This window comes from Bacillus canaveralius, from assembly GCF_002860125.1.
Taxonomy (GTDB): domain Bacteria; phylum Bacillota; class Bacilli; order Bacillales; family Cytobacillaceae; genus Bacillus_BJ; species Bacillus_BJ canaveralius.
Genome location: NZ_PGVA01000057.1, coordinates 25,716 through 47,669, shown reverse-complemented (window position 1 = coordinate 47,669; position 21,954 = coordinate 25,716). Strand labels below are relative to the sequence as shown.

Below are 21,954 nucleotides of genomic sequence, written 5' to 3'. Positions count from 1 at the left end.
AAAACACGGCCGAAGAGGTATAAAAATGAACAGAATCCTGGATCGCAGGGAGCCTGATTTTCAGATAATCGGCAAAAAAGATTTTGAAACAAGAGATTCTTGCGGTACCCGGTAAAAGGCACTGTCGACCATTATCGGATCAACATCTGCATAAGCACGAGATTCTTGCGGTACGCGGTAAAAGGCACACCTTCATCCGGATGGCCGCATCGCCGCTCAGATAACTTTCGTAAAAACTGTCCCGTTTTGCAACACTGTCCCATTAACAAGGGTGCAGCTGTTCCAAAACGGGACAGTCTCTCGTTTTGTCAACCAATAAAGAAAGCGTTTTCATTTTTGGCATGAAACTTGCATCGAAATAGTTGGGAGTATTTTTAAAAAAGGAGGAACTAAAGTGTCATTAACAAGTGAAAAAGTTAGTATTCCTGTTGAGAAGCTGAAGTGGATGTACGAAACAATGGTCAAAAGCCGCTATTACGAAGATACGATGGTCGAGGCTTATAACGAAGGGAAAAAACCGGTTTTCAATATTGGGGCAGGGCCTGTTCCGGGGGAAATGCACCTAAGTACGGGACAAGAGCCGGCTGCCGTTGGAATTTGTGCTCATCTTAACAAGGAGGATACCGTGACGTCCCCGCATCGTCCGCACCATCATGCGATCGCGAAGGGTGTAAATTTAAAAAAAATGACGGCTGAGATGTTTGGAAAGATTACCGGACTTGGCAAAGGAAAAGGCGGTCATATGCATTTATTTGACCCCGAGGTTAAATTCTCGTGCGGAGGAATTATTGCTGCCGGTATTCCCCATGCTGTCGGGGCTGCACTGGCCGCCAAGAAAAAGGGAAAGAACTGGGTAGCCGTTGCCTTTGTCGGCGAAGGAGCAGCCAATGCCGGAGGCTTTCATGAATCCCTGAATCTGGCGGCGGTTTGGAAATTGCCGTTAATCGTCGTTGTTGAAGACAATGCATATGGAATCTCCGTCCCGAAACGCGCTTCAACCGCTGTTGAATCCAATGATAAACGGGCAGCGGCTTATGGAATTGCCGGTGCCTATGTCCGGAACAACGACCCGATTGAAATGTATCGTGTATCGGAACAAGCAATTAAGCGGGCGAGAAATGGCCAGGGTCCAACGATCATTGAAATCGAAACGCACCGCCATCTCGGCCATTTTCAGGGGGATCCGGAGCTTTATCGCGATATGGAAGAAGTGCCAAATCTCCGTAAAATCGATCCGATCGTTAAAGTAAAAGAATTGCTGCTGGAAGGAATCGCAACCGCAGAAGAAATAGAAGAACTGGAATCAAGAGCAAAGCAAGAAGTCGATGAGGCATATGCTTTCGCAAAGGAAAGCGAGTACCCGAAACCGGAAGATGCACTGGCGGATGTGTTCTCAAAATAACCAATTGAAGCAAAGGAAAGGGGATTTCAGATGGAAACGCTAAAAACGCGGATGTTAACAGGAAATAAAGCGATGGCTGAAGCAATTGCCTTGGAAATGGACAGGGATCCAAATGTGTTTGTGTTAGGTGAAGACGTTGGCAAATATGGGGGAATTTTTGGCTCGGCTCAAGGATTATTTGAAAAGTTTGGCGCGGAACGGGTTATGGATACACCCATTTCGGAAACAGCGTTTATCGGTGCGGCAATAGGTGCAGCCGCTGAAGGAATGCGCCCGATTGCCGAGCTGATGTTTGTTGACTTTTTTGGTGTTTGCATGGACCAAATCTATAATCATATGGCGAAAATTCAATACATGTCTGGCGGCAATGTAAAGCTCCCGATGGTATTAATGACCGCTGTGGGCGGAGGCTACAACGACGCGGCGCAGCACTCGCAAACATTATATGCGACATTCGCCCATCTTCCAGGCATGAAGGTAGTCGCCCCATCGACTCCGTACGATTTGAAAGGGATGATGATTTCAGCAATCAGGGATGATAACCCGGTTGTGTTTATGTTCCATAAAACACTACAGGGACTTGGCTGGATGGATCAGCTCGACGCTTCGATTTCACATGTACCGGAAGAAGCCTACACCGTTCCATTGGACAAGGCGAATGTTGTTCGTGAAGGAAAAGACGTCACGATTGTCGGCTTGCAAATGACGATGCACTACGCGCTGGAAGCTGCGGAAAGGCTTGCAAAAGAAGGCATTAATGCGGAAGTGATTGACTTGCGGTCACTTGCTCCAATCGACAAAGAGACGTTATTAACATCGGTTCGAAAAACACACCGGCTGATCGTCGTCGATGAGGATTATTTATCTTACGGGGTAACCGCGGAAGTGTCTGCGATTGTGGCCGAAGAAGCATTGTATGATATGGACGCACCGGTTAAGCGCATCGCCATTCCAGATGTCCCGATTCCATACAGCCGTCCATTGGAGCAATTTGTGCTTCCGAATGCAGAAAAGATTTTTCAAGAGGCTATGAAACTTGTAAATGAACAATAACAGGAGGTTGTCACCATGTTTGAAGTAAAGCTGCCGCAAACATCCGAGGAGGATTTGGAAAGTGTCATCGTTTTCTGGCATAAATCAGAAGGGGATCCTGTCAAAGAGGGCGATGTACTCGTGGAGGTGCAGACAGAAAAAGCTGTCTTTGAAATAGAAGCCGAAGAAAGCGGGGTACTGAAAGAAATCCTCGTTCCGCGGGGAGAGGTAGCTGGCGTAGGCGATGTGCTTGCTAAAATTGAAACGGCTGCAGAGATTTCCGTCGATGTGGAGCAAACTGATCCGGCAGGGGAAGAGCCGCCAAAAATGAGTGCTGCTGAAGCGGCAGATCCACAGTTTGTCAGGGCGTCGCCGCGGGTCCGCCGCCTGGCCCGGGAGCTTGGCGTCGATTTGGCGTCAGTAAAGGGGACCGGACGAAACGGGCAGCCAACTGAAGAGGATGTTCGCCAGGCAAGTTCACAAGAGGATAGTTCTGAATACACAGCTGTTCCATTCAGCGGAGTCAGGAAAACAATTGCAAGAAGGATGTCTGACAGCCTGCAGGAAACGGCCCAATTAACGGAAACAGCGTGGGCAGATGTGACGTTGTTGGATCAAGAACGAAACCGCATCCAGGACAGCCCTTCATGGAATGATCTTCTGTTATTTGCGGTAGTCAAGTCATTAAGTGCGCACCCGGAAATAAATGCCCATGTGCATGAAGATCAAATTCACCAATACGTTAAGGTTCATTTGGGTGTTGCCGTCGATACAGAGCAAGGGTTATTTGTACCGGTTGTCAGGAATGCAGATGAATTAAGTTTAATAGAGTTAAAAGAACGGATCAGCCAGCTTGTGGAAAAAGCAAAACATAACAGGCTTTCAACTGAGGAACTGTCAGGTGCCAGCTTCACGGTTACCAACCTAGGCAGCTTCGGCATTCAATTTTTTACGCCAATCATTAACCGGCCCGAGGCTGCTATTCTTGGTGCAGGCAAAATCGAAACAGACCTTATTTTAAAAGTCGGCCAACCAGCCGAGCGAAAAAGGTTGCCATTAAGCTTAACATTCGACCACCGCGCCATTGACGGAGCACCGGCAGCGAGATTTCTGCAAACCGTGATTCGTTGCCTGGAAGAGCCTGCTGAACTATTGGAAGAGGTTTTGGCAAAATAGATAGACTGTGAGGCTGTCCCTGGGGCAGTCTCTGTTTAATTGTCTATTGTGAAAGCGATGTGGAAGGGGTGGCCATATCCTGGCCACCCCTGCTCGGTTGTTCCTATTTTTTGTTTTTAAGAGGTCATTTTCACTTTCTTTTGCGTAGTGGTCCATTTGCCGCGACTTGGGCTTGTGACTAAGTCATTATAGGCGAGGACGTTCAAGTCTCTTTGGATGGTTCGAGGTGTGATACCAAATTCCTCTACAAGGTCCTGAGTTGTTACAGTTCCATTGTTCCGAATAAACATGTAGATGGACTTGATGCGGTTCAACATTCGGTTAGTTGAAGGTTTCAAAAAACCACTCCCTATCCTTTTTTCAAACCAGTGGCACTTCCTGCGACCGACAGATTCTATTAGGAACATGTCTCCAAATGATATGTAATTTTCTTTTCCCCAGACACTCCTTTTTATTCCTTCGTGAGTAAATCCAAGATGTATATACCTGTACTATTATTATTTTACCCATAAAATCTGATAATTTCTAGCTTTATAAAAAAGTTCACAAAATATTTACTTTTTCAGTGTGTAAAACTTGTTTATTTGCAAAACCAAATGAAGCATCACTCCTTTCAGCCTTGTTATTATAAACTATGGTCGAAAACAGGCTTATTATGATAAATTAAACGAAAATTAAGAAAAATAAATAGATGCAACTTATGGCTTCTTAATACCATAAAATCATGGGGATAATTAGAAGAGGAATGGGGAAGTTAAAGGAAACAATGTCCAGGAGGAATCAGCGGCATGAATTTCTTTCAACTCACCAAGGATGCTTTTGAGCAATTCACAGATAAAGAGATGAAGCCCCTCCATGTCGGGGAAGTGATGAATTTATGGTTTTATTTGATCGGTACGAAGCAAACGCTGCGGGGCGATGAAATTTCCCGCAACACTTGCCAGGATGAAGACCTAAAAAAGAAGCTTGACGAGGCTATCAATGATGTGCATAGGCCGATGGTCAAGGAGCTGGAAGAGTTTTTCCTGAAGGAGGGTGTCCCGCTGCCGGACACAACTCCAGAAAAAAACGTTGGAGATTACCGCAGCATCCCGGACGGAGCAAAGATGAACGACGAAGAAATCGCAAACTTTCTCGCCTACAATCTAGTCGTCGGAATCACTGCAGCCGTCAGAGGCATGACGGAAGCTGTAAGAGTGGACGTTGCTTATATGTTTTTGAAATACCAAATGATGAAGGTCGCCTATTCTGTTTCATTTAAGAAAATGATGGAGGATAAAGGCTGGTTGAAAACACCGCCATTCTATAACCAGGAGAGACATAAGTGAAAAGACTGCGCAAGCGCGGTCTTTTGTTTTATGTTTACATAGCAACAAAGTTTTCAAAAAAAGCTTTATAATAAAGGCAGACAAAAAATTTTCCACATTGTTGGAGAAATCGTACTAAAGTTCTAGGAGGATTTTTCAAAGCGATGAAACCAATTGATTGGCTAAAAGAGGCGGTAAGCCGTAAAGATGAATTGATTGATGATACACAAAATTTGCTTCGCATTAAAAGCTTGCTTGATGAGGAAAATGCTACAGCTGACGCTCCGCTTGGTGAAGGCGTGAAAGAAGCTCTGCAGTTTATGCTCGATCTTGGCGACAAAGATGGATTTGTTACAAAGAATGTTGGCAATCTCGCTGGTCATCTTGAGCTTGGCGAGGGTGAAGAGATTGTCGGCGTGCTCTGCCATGTTGATGTTGTGCCGGAAGGGGATGGCTGGACAAGCGACCCATATGGAGCGGAAATTCGCGATGGGAAAATTTATGCCCGTGGCGCTATCGATGACAAAGGTCCGACGATGGCGGCCTATTATGCTATGAAAATTGTTAAGGAGCTTGGTTTTCCTTTAAATAAGCGGGTCAGGATGATCATCGGGACAGACGAAGAGAGTGAGTGGCGCTGTGTAGAGCATTATTTTAAGCATGAGGAAATGCCAACGATGGGCTTTGCTCCAGATGCTGATTTCCCGATCATCTATGCGGAAAAAGGAATAGCCGATTTTGATCTTGTTCAGAAGGCGGCTCAAACAGTAGAAGACGAGTCAAGAATCCAGGTGAACAATTTCCAATCAGGCAGAAGATACAATATGGTTCCGGACTTTGCAAAGGCGTCCTTGTCCGTTCCATACGATCAAACAGAAGTACTGCAGCGCTTTACGGAGTACTTAAAGAAAAACGAGCTTGAAGGAAAATACTATGTCGATAACGGTGAACTGATCCTCGAATTGGAAGGGGAATCTGCTCATGGGATGGAGCCTGACAAAGGAAAAAATGCCGGGCTGCTGCTGGCGGCTTTTCTTTGCCAGCTTGAGACAGATGCCAAGTCCCAGCAATTTTTCGCGTTTGTTTCAAAATATTTTTGTAAAGAATCGCGCGGCCGTGGGCTCGGCATTGCCTATTCCGACGAGATTACCGGAGATTTAACGATCAATACGGGGAAACTGTTTTACAGCCATGAAGAAGGCGGAAGACTTGGCTTGAATCTTCGCTACCCGGTTACGTTGAAAATGGAGAAAACGAAAGCAATACTCGCAGAGCTGCTTGAGGAGGAAGGCTTTGTTATCGAGAATTTTTCCGACTCGAAGCCGCATCATGTCGAGGAATCCAATTTCCTTGTGCAAACATTAAAGAAAGTGTATGAACAGCAAACTGGCGAAAAACCCGAATTGCTATCAATCGGTGGCGGCACCTATGCACGTTCCTTGAAATCCGGAGTAGCTTTTGGACCGCTCTTTCCGGGCCGTCCGGACTGTGCACATCAAAAGGATGAACATATTAATATTGATGACCTACTGAAAGCAACGGCGATTTATGCTCAGGCCATTTATGAGTTGGCCCGCTAAATAAGCCGAGTTCTCAAAAAAGAGCGGCCAGCCCTGAGTCAATATGCTTTTAATGAAAACACAAAAAAGGGCCTGATACGGATCGGAAATTACTTCCGGGGTATCAGTCCCTTTTTATTATCAGCAGAAAAAAATCGTTTCGCTTAATAAAAGCCAGTTTTCGCTTAATTCCTGTTTTTTTCGCTTAAATCAGAGGGATTTTCGCTTAATTCCCGCTGATTTCCGCTTAATTATTTTCGGTTGCCTCTGCAAATGTAAAATTTTGTATTTTAATGTAAATATCTGTAATCAAAATACCGCTAGCCGCCTATATTTCAAGCTTTTTTTCCTGAAAAGGGTCAATTCTATTCAAATTGAACTAAAACGGCTCAATTTATCATTTAAATCGAAACTAAAACAGTTCCAATGTTTATTCAAACCGGAACAAATCGCTTGATAAATACCTTTCACCAGTATCGGCCACGATGCAGACGACTACATCGTCGGGTGTCAACTTCTTAGCTGTTTCAATCGCAGCAAAGCAGGCGGCTCCTGAAGACGGGCCAACCAGAATTCCTTCTTCTCTGGCAAGGCGCCGCGTAATGTCGTAAGCTTCTTCATCCTTAATTTGATGAATTTGATCGTAGACATCCTCATTCAATATTTCTGGAATAAACCCGGGGCTTGTGCCGACGAGCTTATGTTTGCCGGGCTGGCCGCCGGATAGAACTGGAGAACCGGCTGGTTCAACGACATGGACTTTTAAATCAGGATAATGGCTGCGCAGCACTTCGCCAGTACCGGTTATCGTTCCGCCTGTACCGGATGTTGCCACGAATGCTGACAAAGTTTTGCCGAGCTCATCCATGGCTGCAATGATTTCAAGAGCAGTCGAATGGCGGTGCGCGTCGGGGTTTGCTTCATTCTCAAACTGCATCGGCATGAAACTGTCGGGAATTTGCTCGGTCAGTTCTCTTGCTTTTAAAATAGCACCAGGCATTTTTTCATCACCGGGAGTTAATACGACTTCGGCCCCATAGGCTTTAAGAAGATTGATTCTTTCCTGGGTCATCGTATCCGGCATCACCAAAATCGCCTTGTATCCCCGTGCAGCCGCGTTCATCGCCAAACCGATTCCGGTATTGCCGCTTGTCGGTTCGATGATCGTTGAGCCGGGCTTTAGTTTGCCTTCTTTTTCGGCAAGGACTATCATATGGTATGCTGCCCGGTCTTTTACACTTTTGCTTGGGTTGAAAAATTCGAGCTTTAAGTAGACGGATGCACCACCGACAGGTGCTAGCCGGTTTAATTTTACGAGTGGTGTATCACCGATTAATTCAGCAATATTATTTACTACTTTCACAATGTTCGTCCCTTTCGGTAAAATAGTATAGGAAGTATGATTAAATGCTTCTCCCTCAGTTTGGAAGAGCCAATTTATTTTATATAATAAATCATACGATAAAAAAGCCTGAATTCGCAAATCGAAGGACTTGAGCTGCGAGCCCTGCAAACAAGAGCCGGGTTTAAGCTTCTGCGATTTGGGAGAGGATTTTGCTAGAATAGGTAAAAGTTATCGATGAAAGGGCGTCTAACCAATGGGTAATCAACCGCATTATTTTATCGCAGTAAGCCTGCCGAAGGAGACGAAACAGCAACTCAATGAAACAGCAAAGCAGCTCGGCGAGGATTTTCCTTTTGCAAAATGGGTTCATGAAGAAGATTTTCACGTTACGCTCGCCTTTCTCGGTGCTTCATCCGATGAGAAGATTGCGAAGACGATCGAACTTACGAATCAGGCGTTAACGAATGTCGGCGCATTTCGACTGACAATCGACCATATCGGTGTATTTGGAAAAAAAGACTCGCCACGGGTTTTCTGGGCCGGATTGATAAGGGAAGATCGCCTTCATGAGGTCCGGGATTTAGTGTTTTCTGCCTGTGAAAGAGCCGGGTATTCACTCGAAACAAGGCCTTTTGCGCCACATATTACACTGGCGAGAAACTGGTCGGGGCCAGAACGGTTAGATCCGCATCAGCTTAAGGAAAAAAATATTCTTGAAACAGAGCCGCTTTCGTTTTTGGCAACAGAAGTGGTTTTATATAGGATACATCCAGGGAATACGCCTAAATATCGGGCGTTTGCGACATTCCCCTTACATATTGAATGAAATAATTAAAGGCAGGTTTATCTATATGGGACAGCTCATTAAGCTGCAAGATTATGTATCACGCTATGAACAAAATATATTTCTTTATCCTTCCCGGTTTGTCAGGTTAAAAAAACAGCAGTGGGAAAAACTGCTTGTGAACTGGGAAACAGACGCTAAAGACAACGTTGATCAATCAGCCGCTTGGCTTGAAGATGATCATAAACCGCTCTTTCATAAAATAAAAGGATTTTTGCGAATCGCGGAGAAGGAGCCGGAAACGGAAACCATCGTCGAAGGAGATGAAGGTGCAGATTCCGATGAAGATGGGGGCATGTTGTTCACGCCCTCGCTGCCGTCCAAACCGGAAACAGTCGAAGATTTGAAAAAGCATTTCCTTGACCAGCTGTTCCGTTTTCAAATGAAATGGGCAAGTACAACGATTCTGGAAAAGTCGGATGTAGAGCAGAAATTCTATTATGACGAACGGCTAAAGTTTTTCCTGCAGCGCTTTCCTGATACTTTTTTAGTTTTATACAAGCCTGTGTTTCTATTGAAGCAGGCGCCGGTCGAGGTAGAAAGTGTCCTGATCAGGCCGTCTGGTGTATTGTGCATATCTTTTCTTGAGGAAGAAGAGAATGCGGTATTTTCCGGTTCAACAGAGCGATTCTGGATAAAGCGCCATCAAATGAAGGAGCAAAACATCTTGAGTCCGTTGCTTGCCTTAAACCGGACGGAGAAAGTTATTAAAAAGATATTGAAACTATATGATATCGATCTTCCTGTTCAAAAAATGATCCTTTCGAGAAACGGGTATATCGATTTTCCATCTGCTCCATATGATATCCGTTTTATCGAGAAACGCAGCTTTCAGGAATGGTTCCAATCAATGCGCAAACAGCGATCACCGCTTAAAGCCCAGCAGTTAAAAGCAGCCCAGGCGTTGCTGGAATATTGCCAAACATCCAGTATGAGACGAATGGAATGGGATGCCAGTGATGAAAAATAAACACGGACGCTAAGTGCCGAAGAGGAAACGACGATGGGGAAAATTTATTTTATTGTGAATCCGCGTGCCGGAAATGGACGGTGCCAAATAGTATGGAACAAGATTGAAATGGAGCTGCAAGAGAAACACATAGCTTATTTGGCGTTTTTTACGGAATATCCCGGACATGCAAAGGAACTGGCACAATCGATAGCGAAAAACTCGGACGGGGCGGACATCGTGTTAGCCGCTGTCGGGGGAGATGGAACATTGCATGAGATGATTAACGGAGCTGTCGCTTATCAAAATGTCAGGATTGGCTTTATTCCCGGCGGATCGGGAAATGATTTCAGCCGCGGATTTTCAATTCCAAAAAATCCTCTAAATGCTTTAACTATCTTGCTCAGGCAGCGAAAAAGCCTGCCGCGTTACATTGATATTGGAAAAATCGTGAATGAACAGCAACATGAAACATACTTTGTTAATAATATGGGGGCGGGTTTTGATGCCCTTGTTTCCGACGCGGCAAATTCATCCCCCCTTAAAGGAATATTGAATCGTCTCTCAATCGGCCGGCTAATTTATGTTTATATTCTCCTTAAAACACTTGTGTCTTTCCGGCGCAGTCCCCTCGAACTAACCGTTGACGGAAAAGAATATCGCTTTAATTCTGTATGGTTTGTGACCGTCTCGAACCAGCCTTTTTATGGTGGGGGCATGAAAATCGCTCCAGATGCGATGCCGGATGACGGGCTTTTAAACGTGACGGTTGTTCACAGCTTGCCAAGGTGGAAGCTGCTGCTTGTATTTGGAACAGTTTTCTATGGCGGACATCTGCGTTTTAAGGAGGTAGATAGCTTCAAGGGACGAACCGTCACGATCAACTCCGCATCGCCTTATATGGTTCATGCTGATGGGGAAATTATTGGGAAGACGCCCATTCAGGTCCAGGTTTGTCCTGCCGTTCTTCCGATCAGCGCGAGGAACCTGCACAGAGAGGAGCGGGATGTGAAGGAGATGAATCCAGGATGATTTCAATCAAGCGCGATTTTTTCGCCTATATAGACGATTTTACGAGTATTACGGTTCTGCTGCCCTTTGACTACCATGAAGGCGCTTCATCTTCTTTTATGCTCGAAACTGATGGGAATCGCGTTGAGCTTTTTATTGAAGAGAAGGTCTATTTGGATGATGCGGTAAAATATATTTGCCGCTCCGGCAATGAACTGGAGTTGGGCCGTAATTATTCGATTATCGATGAATATGGGGGACTGACGGACCTGCAAGTCGGGGCCGTTATCCGAACGGCTGCGTTTGATGAGAAATTTTTTTATGATGGTGATGATCTCGGGGTCCGATTCACACCTGAAAAATCCATCTTTAAGCTGTGGGCGCCAACTGCCTCTAACGTAAGGCTAAGCTTGAAAAAGTTTGACAATGAAGATGCTGATACGATTCCGATGAAGCGTTGCGAAAGGGGTATATGGTCAGCTGAAGTTATCGGCAATTTAGAGGGGTTTCGATATTCTTTTCTTGTTTGTATCAATCTTGAATGGAAAGATGCCGACGATCCATATGCGATTGCTGTCACGGCGAACGGGCACCATGGAGTCATCATTGATATTGAAAAAACAAGAACGGACAAAGTTGGACTTCCACCATTTGATCATCCCGTCGACGCGGTCATCTATGAGACACATATCCGCGACTTAACGATTCATCCAGCTAGCGGTGTGACTCAAAAAGGATCATATTTGGGTGCAGGGGAGACTAATACAACCGGCAATGACGGCGAGCCGACATGCCTTTCCTATATAAAAAGCCTTGGTGTTACACATATTGAATTTCTGCCCTTTAACGATTTTGAAGAAGTCGATGAACTGGAAAAAGGAGCGGAGTACAACTGGGGCTATAATCCAGTCCATTTTAATGCTCCGGACGGCAGCTATTCCCTCGATCCAGAAAACCCGTATGAGCGGATCCGCGAGCTCAAAAGAATGATTTCATCCGTCCATGAGCAGGGGCTGCGTGTCATTATGGACGTCGTCTATAACCATGTATATAAACGCGAACAGTCATCTTTTGAAAAAATTGTTCCGGGTTATTTTTTTCGACATGGTGAAGATGGCATGCCTTCAAATGGGACGGGAGTAGGCAATGATATTGCGACCGAAAGAGCGATGGTCAGAAAATTTATCATTGATTCGATCCGCTTTTGGCTGAAGGAATATCATATTGATGGTTTTCGCTTCGATTTAATGGGGATTTTTGATGTTGAGACTATGAACCAAATCAGAAAAGCAGTCGTCGAGATATATCCGGGAGCCCTGCTGCTCGGAGAAGGCTGGGACTTAAACACTCCGCTTGACCCGGACAAAAAAGCGAATCTTCATAATCAGCATCAGATGCCCGGCATCGCACAGTTTAACGACTGGTTTCGCGATTCGATAAAGGGAAGTACGTTTAATATTTATGACCGCGGCTATGCGCTTGGCAATGAGCATTATTACGAAGCAGCAAAGCAAGTGCTTGCCGGCAGCGTTGGCCTTGAGAAAAAAGAACGGGGAATTTTTCTCGAACCTTGCCAATCTGTGAATTATGTGGAATCCCATGATAATCATACGCTTTGGGATAAGCTGATGAAATGTGAAGGGGAGACACCCGAACATATCCGGAGAAAATATCATCGGCTCGCGACCGCGATGGTGATTCTCGCTCAGGGGATTCCTTTTTTGCACAGCGGCCAGGAATTTTTCAGGACTAAAAAAGAAATTGGTAATAGTTACCGATCTCCGGACTTGATCAATCAGCTTGATTGGGAGCGGAAAATCACGCATAAAGACAATGTGGAATATATCAGAAACATGATTGGAATCAGAAAATCGCACCGGGCTTTTCGCTTGCCAAGCGCCGAGATGATTCGCCGCCATGTCGAGTTTATTCCGATGCCGAAACCGATACTTGGCTATCTGTTAAAGGACGTCGGCGATTTTGGTTGCTGGAATACGATTCTCGTTATTTTCAACCCTACTTTAGCGGATGTTGTCGTTGAGCTTGGGAACCGTGGAGGGTGGCAAGGCCTTGCCAATCATGAAAAAGCTGCAACACGCCCTTTCTTTTCTGTTGAAGGGAGTTCGCTTAACATGCAATCAGCAAGCATTTATATTCTTGTGCGCTGATATTTTTCAAGTAGGTGGAGATGGACTTGACGATATACCTCTCTGGATATAAAATTTAAAAGATAGCTATTGTGAAGGTATGCTTCAGTAGCTGTCTTTTTTATTTCACAGATGAATAGTTAAATTAAAATGGACATTAATGGCATGTAGATGAGCCTTTGAAGCAACAGGGAGATACTTTCCGGGAGCATCCTATATAAGGTACTGCAGGAAGTTGGACAGAATCAGGTTCAGGCGGTTTGCCAATAATCGCCGCAAGAACAGCATAAATTGAAGGTGAACCATTTGGAACATTTATTTGGACAAGGCTGGGAAATCATCCCGGCAGGCGGGGCTACAGGAGAGGCATTTATTGCACAGAATGAAGAAGAGAGACTTTTCTTAAAGCGTAATTCTTCACCTTTTCTTGCCGTTTTATCAGCGGAAGGGATCGTCCCAAAGCTTGTTTGGACAAAACGGCTTGAGAATGGAGACGTGATTACCGCACAGCAGTGGTTAAACGGCAGAGAGCTCAAGCCTGCTGAAATGATTGAAGAACGGATTGCCAGGCTACTCAGGAAAATCCATCAATCAAAGCCGCTGCTCGGAATGCTTGAAAGGCTCGGAAAGACACCGCTCTATGCCGATACCTTACTCGATATGATTGAAGGTGAGCTGGACCCGGAGGTGTTAATGCTCCCGTCTGTGAAGCGATCCATCTCTTTTCTAAAGGAAGAGGTCGGAAACGTTTCCTGCCCGGACATGGTCGTTTGCCATTGTGATGTCAACCATAACAACTGGTTGCTGACGGAAGACAACCAACTGTATTTGATCGACTGGGACGAAGCGATGATAGCCGATCCTGCGATTGATTTAGGCCAGCTGCTTAACTGGTATGTGCCCCGCGAGAACTGGGAAGACTGGCTCAATCGTTACGGTATCGAACTGACAAAAGAACTTGGTCTTCGGATGAAATGGTATGTGTATGCGCAAACGCTGACATCCATTCAATGGTATAAAACGAAAGGGCGATTCTCTGAAATGGAAAGATGGATCGACTATTTAGACGAAATATAAGTCAGGAAAGCTGATTAATCTCATTAACCCATGCGGACAATTGACCTTGATTGGATTCAATGTGTGCATTTAAATTGCGGGCCTGAATGCCATGCTGGCTGTAATCATAAATTTCCTGAAGAATATTTTTAACATCCTGGTTGATTTCAGTATTGACCATAAGCGACTTAACGAGGCGTTCCAACTGTTCACATTCAGCAATAGAACCGCTGCAATCTGTGCGGTGATTACTCAATATATCTTTTAATAGATCAACTTGATGCTGCTGATTGAGCGGCATTTGTATACACCCTTTCGAAATCTTCGAGTATGGACTTTAGTTGCGGCATGTTCAAGGAATTCACAATTAGCTTGTGGATTCCTTTTTCTGTTTATGCATGGTGCCACAAATTCAAAACCCACTTCATTTCGCGGGGTTGCATGCCACATAAATGAATGATATGGTTTGAACGATATTATTTTTTAGGGGTGTCTGAACTTGAGACTTAGAAATAAACCTTGGGCAAAGGATAAAATAGAGCAGTATCCACAGTACGTTGTCGCTGACCCGGAAGCGGTAAAAGGAAACTGGGGTAACGCCTTTGCAGAGAACCAGCCTCTTCATATTGAGATCGGGACTGGCAAAGGTCGATTTATTACCGAAATGGCAAGAGTAAATCCCGATATCAATTACGTAGGGATCGAATTTCAGCAAAGCGTGATCGTCTCTGCCCTTGACCGGTTGATTGAAGCTGAGCTGCCGAACGTGAAGCTGTTAAATGTTAATGCGGCCGATTTAAAATCGTTTTTCGCAAATGGCGAGGTTGAGCGGATTTATCTCAATTTTTCCGACCCGTGGCCAAAAATACGGCATCACAAGCGGCGATTAACCTATAAAACGTTTCTCAGCCTTTATGAAGGCATTATGCCCAAAAATGGTGAAATCCATTTAAAAACCGATAATCAAGGCTTGTTTGAATATTCATTAACGAGTTTTTCAGAATACGGCATGCTTTTGAAATTTGTCAGCCTTGATCTGCACAATAGTGATTTCGAAGGAAATATTATGACGGAGTATGAAGAAAAATTCTCTAAAAAAGGCAACCGTATTTATCGCTGTGAAGTCCAATACCGAAAGAAATAGCAGGAGCCCGGTGCATGTTGGCCGGGTTCTTGTTCTGGCGAGCACTTTCAAATATTTTTCATCATTTATTTGCAATGGTACACTAAAGAAAACACGAGGCAAGGGTGATGGATATGGAAAGTTTACAGCTTAACGGCTTGCAGCTGACATGGATGAATGGCGGGGTTACCCATCTTGATGGAGGAGCGATGTTTGGCGTCGTGCCAAAACCACTCTGGTCCAAATATTATCCGTGTAACGAAAACAATCAAATCGAATTGCGCACCGACCCGATTTTGGTCGAAGCAGATGGGAAGAACATTTTAATTGAGTCAGGGCTTGGCGCGGGGAAGCTGTCCGAAAAGCAGAAAAGGAATTATGGAGTAACCGAGGAATCAAAGCTGGAACGGTCGTTAATCGACAAAGGTTTAACACCGGAGGATATTGACATTGTCCTGATGACGCACATGCATTTTGACCATGCGTGCGGGCTAACGAAGCCGGAGAACGACGGGCATGTTTCCGTGTTTCCAAATGCAAAAATCATCACTTCCGAGACGGAATGGAACGAAATGCGACAGCCGAATATCCGCTCCCGGAATACATACTGGCAGGAGAATTGGCTGGCGGTTCAGGACCAGGTCGAAACGTTTGAAAAAGAATGGTCAACACCTTCCATCAAAATGGTCCATACAGGTGGACACAGTGAGGGGCACAGTATTGTCATTATTAATTCAGGTCCTGAATTTATCGTCCATATGGCTGATCTCATGCCTACCCATGCCCACCAAAATCCATTATGGGTTCTCGCCTATGATGATTATCCAATGGACTCAATCCGTGGGAAACAGGAGTGGATCGAATTTGGAAAATCGAAAAATGCCTGGTTTTCTTTTTATCATGATCCCTTTTACCGTGCTGTTAAATGGAATGAAAACGGCAAAATTACCGAGGCGCTAAAACGGGCAAGGTGAGAGATTTTACAGCGTGTGCACTCAAAGAAAAAGCACTGCCGGAATCTGACCCGGCAGTGCTTGTTAAACTCGGACTTGTTGCAGGATTAACGGCCTTAGGGCATTTGATCTGTCAACATGTATAAACGCATCGTAACGCTCGGCCATGACGGAAGGCACATAATTGCCGTACCTTTCGTAGGCCGGATTATAAACAACACCGATTGCGCGGTGTCCGATTATCTCACTGAACAGCGGCCGGTTTTCGTCATTAAAAAATAGCATTTTATTATATGGGCCGGTTCTGTGCATCATATCCTCCCAGCTTCCCGGCATCGCAGGGGGAACGTCTTTAACTTCCATGTTCACGCCCCACTCGTCCGCCGCTATCACGGTTCCGCTATGTGTTCCGAAACCGACAATATAGACATCGTCCGGGTTGTTTCGTTCCCTGATAACTTGCCCGACATTGATCGTCCCGTTGTCGATCATGTTCGTCGCCCTTGCATCGCCGACATGGGTGTTGTGTTCCCAAATAATTACTTTTGAATCGGAACCGAAAAAGTCGAGAATCTCTTTGAGGGCCTCTACCATATGCAAATCGCGGATATTCCACGATTGTTCATCGTTTAAAACCATCGAGCTGTAATATCTTTCAGCATTAGCCATAACAAGCGCATTCACTCTCAGGCTTAAGCCGCTTTCTTCCCCGTCCTCATATTGTTCTTTGTTTCTGCGGATTTGCGTCAGCAGCTTGGTTACTTCTTCTACACAGCCTTCTGAATAAATCGCCGATGCGACCGCATATTTCTCATTGTTTCGATTAAAAGGTTCGAAACAGGTAAATGCTTTTTTCGCCAATTCTAAATCCGGTGATTGAATTTCTTCAAGATAATCAACAACCTCCTCCATTGACTCCCATAAACTGTACACATCCAGCCCGTAAAAACCAGTTTTTTGTCGGTCGGGAAGTGAAGAGTTATGATCCTTCAGCCATTCTGCAAAATCGGCAATTTCCTCGTTGGCCCACATCCAGGTTGGCCAGCGGTTAAACGATTGTAAAGCGTGTTTAGCGGATTCGTACCTTTGATCATACCCTTTAATATAGCGGGTTACTTCCATGCACGAAGGCCAGTCTCCTTCGACGGCAATGATTGTAAAGCCTTTCTCCTGAATAAGCTTTTTGGAAATTTCGGCTCTGATTTGATAAAACTCTGATGTTCCATGGGAAGCTTCGCCGAGAAGCACGATTTTAGCGTTTCCTATTTTTTCGACGAGCAAGTCCAGGTCATTTTCGTGTGTTAAGGGAATAGCATGTTCTTCAATATTGTCTGTTAGCGTTTTTTGCATGGAAAATAGCCTCCTGAATGATTTTAATCGTGATTTGGAGATCTGCTTCATTGTGCATTTTTATTGTTTATACTCGGCCTGATAAGAATTAGGGCCGGCATGGACCGACAATAGAGTATCAGCATAACCGACAAGACGGTTCACTAATTCGTCTGCAAGGGCGTAGACGAGATGATAGGCTTCCTGCTCATACAGCTTTGGGTCATCAAAAATAACGGTTGTATGGATGAAAATATCCTTATTTCCATAAAGGTTGTAGTGAATGATAGCTTTTCCGGCCGCTCCGCCAGTCTGGGGATCCTCGTAATTCTTCAAAAAGATATACCATTCTTCAGCTGTGGCGGATCGGAAATTTTTCGTAAAGGCCATTCGATCAATTTCTTCCTGGATTCGTTTTCTCTCTTCTTGTTCCATTCCGTCAACAATGTTCTCCATGCTTGTCCCCTGCCTCGTTGATGATGGATTAGCCATGCTCTGTCTCCCTTTATGTATAATTCCTTTTCAGGTGAAAAGTATGTCTATTCTGCCTGTTTTTCAACTTAATTAGCTGGGAAAAGAGGAATTTACGAAGCTGTCCAGAACTTTAGAGTAAGGAGAGAAATAATATGAAACCATTTCAATTTATTAAGGATTATAAAAATGAGCAGCAGCTCAGAGAAAGCTTTTTTCAGCTTGCTGACAATGTTTTTGCCATCAATTTTCAAGGCTGGTTTGAGAAAGGATTTTGGACTGATCGATATATTCCCTATTCCTATCTGGCAGGAAATCAGGTGGCCGCCAATGTGTCAGTAAATATGCTTGATTTGATTATCGATGGTGAAAAAAGAAGTGCGGTACAGATCGGAACTGTGATGACGCATCCAGACTATCGAAATCAAGGTCTTTCCGCGAGTTTGATGAATATAGTTTTGGAAGAATATCAGGACGAGGTTGATTTTATTTACCTGTTTGCCAATCAGACCGTGCTGGATTTTTATCCGCAGTTTGGGTTCGAAGCAATGAACGAACTGCAATATTCTATGAAATTCACGTCAACAAGTAGTTCTGATTGCGCAAATATTCGTAAATTAGATGGAACGAACACTGGAGATCTGGATTTTATCTATCAATTTGCTTGTGAAAGAGTGCCTGTGTCACAACGTTTTGGCACTGACAACTCCCGAGAAATTTTAATGTTTCATTGTATGAACGTGTTTCCTCATGATATTTATTATTTCGACCGGGAAGAAGTCATGATCATCTTTAAAAAACAACAAAGCCGAATTGATATTTTTGATGTTATCAGCAAAAGGCAAGTGAATATTGAAGGTATTTTATCGGCCATTAGTGGGAACAGTACCGATACAATTGTTTTTCATTACACGCCAGATGACCAAAGACACGAGTTAGAAAAAAAGAGGATTAATGATGGATTATTTGTGAGAACGAATGGCGGTCAGCCATTTCCACTACATATCAAGCATCCAGTTACTTCTCAGGCATAAATAATTTCAACATATGTTTATAAAAGGTTTTTTCTGGCTATAATAATTACGCAAAATCAAATTGGAATTTTGTTGATTTTTACATGTAGGAGGAAAAAAATGGAACGCGGAAAAGTAAAATGGTTTAACAGTGAAAAAGGTTTTGGATTCATCGAACGTGAAGATGGAGAGGATGTATTTGTTCACTTCTCCGCTATTCAGGGCGAAGGCTACAAAACGTTGGACGAAGGCCAGGAAGTGACTTTTGAAGTGGAAGATGGCCAGCGTGGACCGCAAGCGACAAACGTAAATAAGGCCTAACCAGGGATACATCTAAACAGACTCGAAATCCTGAGTCTGTTTTTATTTTAATTTTGTAATAAAAAATAACCCTGCTCCGCAACAGGAGCAGGGGGCAGATAAAGTAAAAGGTTTATGTTAGTATAAAGCTGTGCCAGGCAATACATACCTAGACGTATTAAAATCTGATGATGCATTTTTTGCCATTGTTATGCGATAATGAAAAAGTTCTGATTCGGATAAAAAAATGGTAAGAACACCACCATAGAAAATAGGAAGTGAATGTAATGATTAGAATAGAAGCACCGACTCCTGATTTAGTTATCACTAAAAGCAATCAATTGGGTGAGCAAGGGGAGCCGGAAATCAGCAGCGTGTATGGCTTCACTGATTATATGCGGATTCCACGCGATAAAAGCGGAATTTTCATGTTCTCTAACATCAATGACGAATTACTATACGTTGGAAAGGCAAGGAAGCTCCGACAAAGAATAAAGAAACATTTTGAAGATAATGTCTCACCCATCAAACAGCATCGGGACGAAGTATACGAAATTGCCGTTTGCTACGTGGACAGCGCCATGGAGCGCGAAATATATGAAACGTATATTATTAACACTCAGCAGGCGAAATACAATATCGATAAGGTATATTTTAAGTAATTTATCGGATAATCAATAAAACACAGGCAGCTAGCCCTGAACCATGTGCGATACTTCTGACGGAGTATCGTTTGTCTTTTTTTTAGCAACAAAAATACTGGTTCCCGTGCATAGCTGCCACGATTTAAGCCCATGTCATTTGCAGGCGATTAAATGCCTAACACCTATTTCTGAATTATACATAAATTAAACGTGTGAACAGCAGTTGCTGGGTAAAATGCTTGTTCAACAAAACAAACGGTTCATTTATGAGGGAGGACTCATTATGCCACATCAGGATGCTTACAGCAGGTATTTGTATCATTTGGGATTATGTGAAGAATTTAAGAGGATGAAAGAGGCTTGTGCCCAGGACCCAAGAGCGTATTTCACTTACGGAGAAAGAGAAAGCGAGCATAAGGCACGAGCTTATCATTACAGAGCACAATTAGATCAGTACCCTGGACAACAATACGGGGCATATTAAAATTGGACTGAATAAAGAGTGCAACTCCCGAATGTTTGGTTCAGGAGTTGCTTTTAACATCTGTAAACGGTTCTGCGCTGCTATTATTACATAATCCAGAATTTCTTTCCTAATCAAATTCTTTAAGTAATCGGGTAAATATCAAGGATTGTTCCGGTTTTTGCATCGGCTACAAACTCATATTGCTCAGCTTCCTCATTGACGGTCCTCGAAATGCCGCCTCGATAGACGTTGTAGTGCAGCTGGTTTTTTTCGTAAGGTTCTGTTTTCATATGGATCCATGAGCCGCTGATTGGGGCTTCTTTTTTGAATTCTGATTTTACATGGGCAAGGACTTTTTCGGAAGAAACGCAGCTGTTTTCAGCCAGCAGTTCTTTTGCGGCGAAGCCGGTCACGATTCCTACCCCGACGCCAAGGAAAAACGATTTCCAGTTCATGATTGCACCTCCAGTGATTTCAATTGCTCTTTTCATCATATCAAATATTTTTCTGGGAAAAAATCATAAACATACAATTTATTTTGCCGAATGACAATGGTGGTAAGCCGTTCGAAAGTTCTGTAAAATAAAAAATATACATACTAAAAATGGTGATAGAAGGAGTAAGTTAATGAACGAGCAAACATTACAGCTTTTTAAAACGTTAACGGAGCTGCCCGGAACGGCGGGGAATGAGCATCAAGTCCGCAAGTTTATGCGTGAGCAATTGAGTCAATATGCCGATGAGGTGGTGCAGGACAAGCTTGGCGGAATTTTCGGCTTGAAAAAAGGGCCGGAAAACGGGCCAACGATTATGGTGGCAGGCCATATGGATGAAGTAGGCTTTATGGTGACATCCATCACCGATAACGGCATGATCCGCTTCCAAACGATAGGCGGATGGTGGAGCCAGGTGTTATTGGCCCAGCTCGTGCAAATCATTACCGACAGAGGCCCGGTTATCGGCGTTATCGGATCGATTCCCCCGCATTTGCTGGACGAAGCGAAACGGAATAAGCCAATGGAAATCAATAATATGCTGATTGACATTGGTGCAGATGACCGTGACGACGCTATCAACATCGGAATTAAGCCGGGCCAGCAAATCGTCCCGATCTGTCTGTTTACGCCGATGGCGAATAATAAAAAGATTTTGGCAAAAGCATGGGATAACCGCTATGGCTGCGGATTGGCGGTCGAGCTATTAAAGGAGGTTAAGGATGAAAAATTGCCAAATACGCTTTATTCCGGGGCAACGGTTCAGGAAGAGGTTGGTCTAAGGGGGGCGCAGACGGCCGCCAATATGATTAAACCCGATCTGTTTTTTGCCCTTGATGCAAGCCCGGCCAACGACATGTCAGGCGACAAAAACGAGTTCGGCCAGCTCGGCAAAGGTGCGTTATTGCGGATTTTCGACCGGTCGATGGTCACACATCGCGGTATGAGAGAGCTGGTTCTTGATACAGCTGAAACGAACGATATTCCATACCAGTACTTTGTATCACCAGGCGGAACCGATGCCGGCCGTGTCCACATCTCCAATGAAGGTGTGCCAAGCGCAGTGATTGGCATCTGTTCCCGCTATATTCATACCCATGCCTCAATCATCCATGTCGATGATTATGCGGCGGCGAAGCAATTGCTGGTAAAGCTTATGAAAGCTTGCGACCGCTCGACAGTTGCGACAATCAAACAAAATAGCTGATCATTAGGTTATAGCGGTTCTCGCGCATTTCCTTCATCAGTTAAGTTGCAACTATGAAACAAAATAGCTGATCTTGGGGGAGGAGCTTGGTCAGTCCTCCTTTTACCATACTCAAAAAGGGTGAAC

The 21,954-nt window shown here is 44.2% G+C and carries 23 protein-coding genes; 17 read left to right on the top strand and 6 right to left on the bottom strand.

All coding sequences use genetic code 11. The features are described from left to right. Positions 1–445 precede the first annotated feature (445 nt). Genes CU635_RS19390 through CU635_RS19380 form a run of 3 tightly spaced genes read left to right on the top strand, consistent with a single transcriptional unit; the run spans position 446 to position 3,610 of the window. Positions 446–1,402, top strand: a complete 957-nt coding sequence (locus CU635_RS19390) for a thiamine pyrophosphate-dependent dehydrogenase E1 component subunit alpha (RefSeq protein ID WP_101579036.1) — start codon at positions 446–448, stop codon at positions 1,400–1,402. 30 nt (positions 1,403–1,432) lie between these two features. Then, entirely contained in the window at positions 1,433–2,455 is a 1,023-nt protein-coding gene (locus tag CU635_RS19385; protein WP_101579023.1) for an alpha-ketoacid dehydrogenase subunit beta, read from the top strand. Positions 2,456–2,470: 15 nt separating this feature from the next. Beyond that, the gene (locus CU635_RS19380; RefSeq protein ID WP_101579022.1) at positions 2,471–3,610 is read left to right on the top strand and encodes a dihydrolipoamide acetyltransferase family protein; all 1,140 of its coding nucleotides are present in this window, start codon (positions 2,471–2,473) and stop codon (positions 3,608–3,610) included. A 116-nt stretch (positions 3,611–3,726) separates the two neighbouring features. Here CU635_RS19380 and CU635_RS19375 read toward each other — a convergent pair whose 3' ends face one another. Next, positions 3,727–3,948 carry a DeoR family transcriptional regulator gene (locus CU635_RS19375; RefSeq protein WP_101579035.1) on the bottom strand — a complete coding sequence of 74 codons (222 nt, stop codon included), beginning with the start codon at positions 3,946–3,948 and terminating at the stop codon, positions 3,727–3,729. Positions 3,949–4,398: 450 nt separating this feature from the next. On the opposite strand from CU635_RS19375, the gene CU635_RS19370 reads away from it, so the two are divergent. Both CU635_RS19370 and pepV read left to right on the top strand, forming a co-directional pair. Then, positions 4,399–4,938 (top strand): DUF3231 family protein, encoded by a 540-nt coding sequence (locus CU635_RS19370; RefSeq protein WP_101579021.1) that lies wholly within the window; start codon positions 4,399–4,401, stop codon positions 4,936–4,938. Between the two features lie 143 nt (positions 4,939–5,081). Then, the gene (gene pepV / locus CU635_RS19365) at positions 5,082–6,497 is read left to right on the top strand and encodes a dipeptidase PepV (protein WP_101579020.1); all 1,416 of its coding nucleotides are present in this window, start codon (positions 5,082–5,084) and stop codon (positions 6,495–6,497) included. Between the two features lie 409 nt (positions 6,498–6,906). Here pepV and cysK read toward each other — a convergent pair whose 3' ends face one another. Beyond that, positions 6,907–7,842 (bottom strand): cysteine synthase A, encoded by a 936-nt coding sequence (gene cysK / locus CU635_RS19360; protein WP_180955662.1) that lies wholly within the window; start codon positions 7,840–7,842, stop codon positions 6,907–6,909. A gap of 232 nt (positions 7,843–8,074) precedes the next feature. Here cysK and thpR point away from each other — a divergent pair, with 232 nt between their 5' ends. The 5 genes from thpR to CU635_RS19335 all read left to right on the top strand — a co-directional run bounded on the left by thpR (position 8,075) and on the right by CU635_RS19335 (position 13,849). Beyond that, positions 8,075–8,647 (top strand): RNA 2',3'-cyclic phosphodiesterase, encoded by a 573-nt coding sequence (thpR, locus tag CU635_RS19355; RefSeq protein ID WP_101579019.1) that lies wholly within the window; start codon positions 8,075–8,077, stop codon positions 8,645–8,647. Between the two features lie 25 nt (positions 8,648–8,672). Further along, on the top strand, positions 8,673–9,635 hold the full coding sequence (locus tag CU635_RS19350; protein ID WP_101579018.1) for an NERD domain-containing protein: 963 nt from the start codon (positions 8,673–8,675) through the stop codon (positions 9,633–9,635). 33 nt (positions 9,636–9,668) lie between these two features. Continuing rightward, positions 9,669–10,646 (top strand): diacylglycerol/lipid kinase family protein, encoded by a 978-nt coding sequence (locus CU635_RS19345; protein WP_101579017.1) that lies wholly within the window; start codon positions 9,669–9,671, stop codon positions 10,644–10,646. Further along, entirely contained in the window at positions 10,643–12,793 is a 2,151-nt protein-coding gene (pulA, locus tag CU635_RS19340) for a type I pullulanase (protein ID WP_101579016.1), read from the top strand. Before CU635_RS19345 ends, pulA begins: the two co-directional genes overlap by 4 nt. A 285-nt stretch (positions 12,794–13,078) precedes the next feature. Next, positions 13,079–13,849, top strand: a complete 771-nt coding sequence (locus CU635_RS19335; RefSeq protein WP_101579015.1) for a phosphotransferase family protein — start codon at positions 13,079–13,081, stop codon at positions 13,847–13,849. A gap of 1 nt (position 13,850) precedes the next feature. Here the strand turns inward: CU635_RS19335 and CU635_RS19330 are convergent, their stop codons facing one another. Further along, positions 13,851–14,129: a YtzH-like family protein gene (locus CU635_RS19330; protein WP_101579014.1), complete on the bottom strand. Its 279-nt coding sequence runs from the start codon at positions 14,127–14,129 to the stop codon at positions 13,851–13,853. Between the two features lie 198 nt (positions 14,130–14,327). Between CU635_RS19330 and trmB the strand changes: the two genes are divergently transcribed. Both trmB and CU635_RS19320 read left to right on the top strand, forming a co-directional pair. Continuing rightward, positions 14,328–14,972, top strand: coding sequence for a tRNA (guanosine(46)-N7)-methyltransferase TrmB (trmB, locus tag CU635_RS19325; RefSeq protein ID WP_101579013.1), 645 nt, complete (start codon positions 14,328–14,330; stop codon positions 14,970–14,972). A gap of 113 nt (positions 14,973–15,085) precedes the next feature. Then, a complete protein-coding gene (locus tag CU635_RS19320) occupies positions 15,086–15,925 on the top strand; it encodes a YtnP family quorum-quenching lactonase (RefSeq protein WP_101579033.1) in 840 nt (279 codons plus the stop codon). Positions 15,926–15,988: 63 nt separating this feature from the next. Here the strand turns inward: CU635_RS19320 and CU635_RS19315 are convergent, their stop codons facing one another. Together CU635_RS19315 and CU635_RS19310 are read right to left on the bottom strand one after the other, a co-directional pair. Continuing rightward, on the bottom strand, positions 15,989–17,254 hold the full coding sequence (locus CU635_RS19315; RefSeq protein ID WP_101579012.1) for an erythromycin esterase family protein: 1,266 nt from the start codon (positions 17,252–17,254) through the stop codon (positions 15,989–15,991). A gap of 60 nt (positions 17,255–17,314) precedes the next feature. Then, on the bottom strand, positions 17,315–17,689 hold the full coding sequence (locus tag CU635_RS19310) for a hypothetical protein (RefSeq protein WP_101579032.1): 375 nt from the start codon (positions 17,687–17,689) through the stop codon (positions 17,315–17,317). Positions 17,690–17,859: 170 nt separating this feature from the next. Between CU635_RS19310 and CU635_RS19305 the strand changes: the two genes are divergently transcribed. The 4 genes from CU635_RS19305 (at position 17,860) to CU635_RS19290 (ending at position 20,145) form a co-directional block, all read left to right on the top strand. Then, positions 17,860–18,738, top strand: a complete 879-nt coding sequence (locus tag CU635_RS19305) for a GNAT family N-acetyltransferase (RefSeq protein ID WP_101579011.1) — start codon at positions 17,860–17,862, stop codon at positions 18,736–18,738. Positions 18,739–18,837: 99 nt separating this feature from the next. Beyond that, the gene (locus CU635_RS19300; RefSeq protein WP_101579010.1) at positions 18,838–19,038 is read left to right on the top strand and encodes a cold-shock protein; all 201 of its coding nucleotides are present in this window, start codon (positions 18,838–18,840) and stop codon (positions 19,036–19,038) included. A gap of 266 nt (positions 19,039–19,304) precedes the next feature. Beyond that, complete coding sequence (locus CU635_RS19295) at positions 19,305–19,679, top strand: nucleotide excision repair endonuclease (protein ID WP_101579009.1); 375 nt, start codon at positions 19,305–19,307, stop codon at positions 19,677–19,679. 265 nt (positions 19,680–19,944) lie between these two features. After that, positions 19,945–20,145 carry a hypothetical protein gene (locus CU635_RS19290; protein WP_101579008.1) on the top strand — a complete coding sequence of 67 codons (201 nt, stop codon included), beginning with the start codon at positions 19,945–19,947 and terminating at the stop codon, positions 20,143–20,145. Positions 20,146–20,267: 122 nt separating this feature from the next. On the opposite strand, the gene CU635_RS19285 is transcribed toward CU635_RS19290, so the two are convergent. Then, positions 20,268–20,582 (bottom strand): PepSY domain-containing protein, encoded by a 315-nt coding sequence (locus tag CU635_RS19285; protein WP_101579007.1) that lies wholly within the window; start codon positions 20,580–20,582, stop codon positions 20,268–20,270. Positions 20,583–20,754: 172 nt separating this feature from the next. On the opposite strand from CU635_RS19285, the gene CU635_RS19280 reads away from it, so the two are divergent. After that, positions 20,755–21,828: a M42 family metallopeptidase gene (locus CU635_RS19280; protein WP_101579006.1), complete on the top strand. Its 1,074-nt coding sequence runs from the start codon at positions 20,755–20,757 to the stop codon at positions 21,826–21,828. Positions 21,829–21,954: the final 126 nt, after the last annotated feature.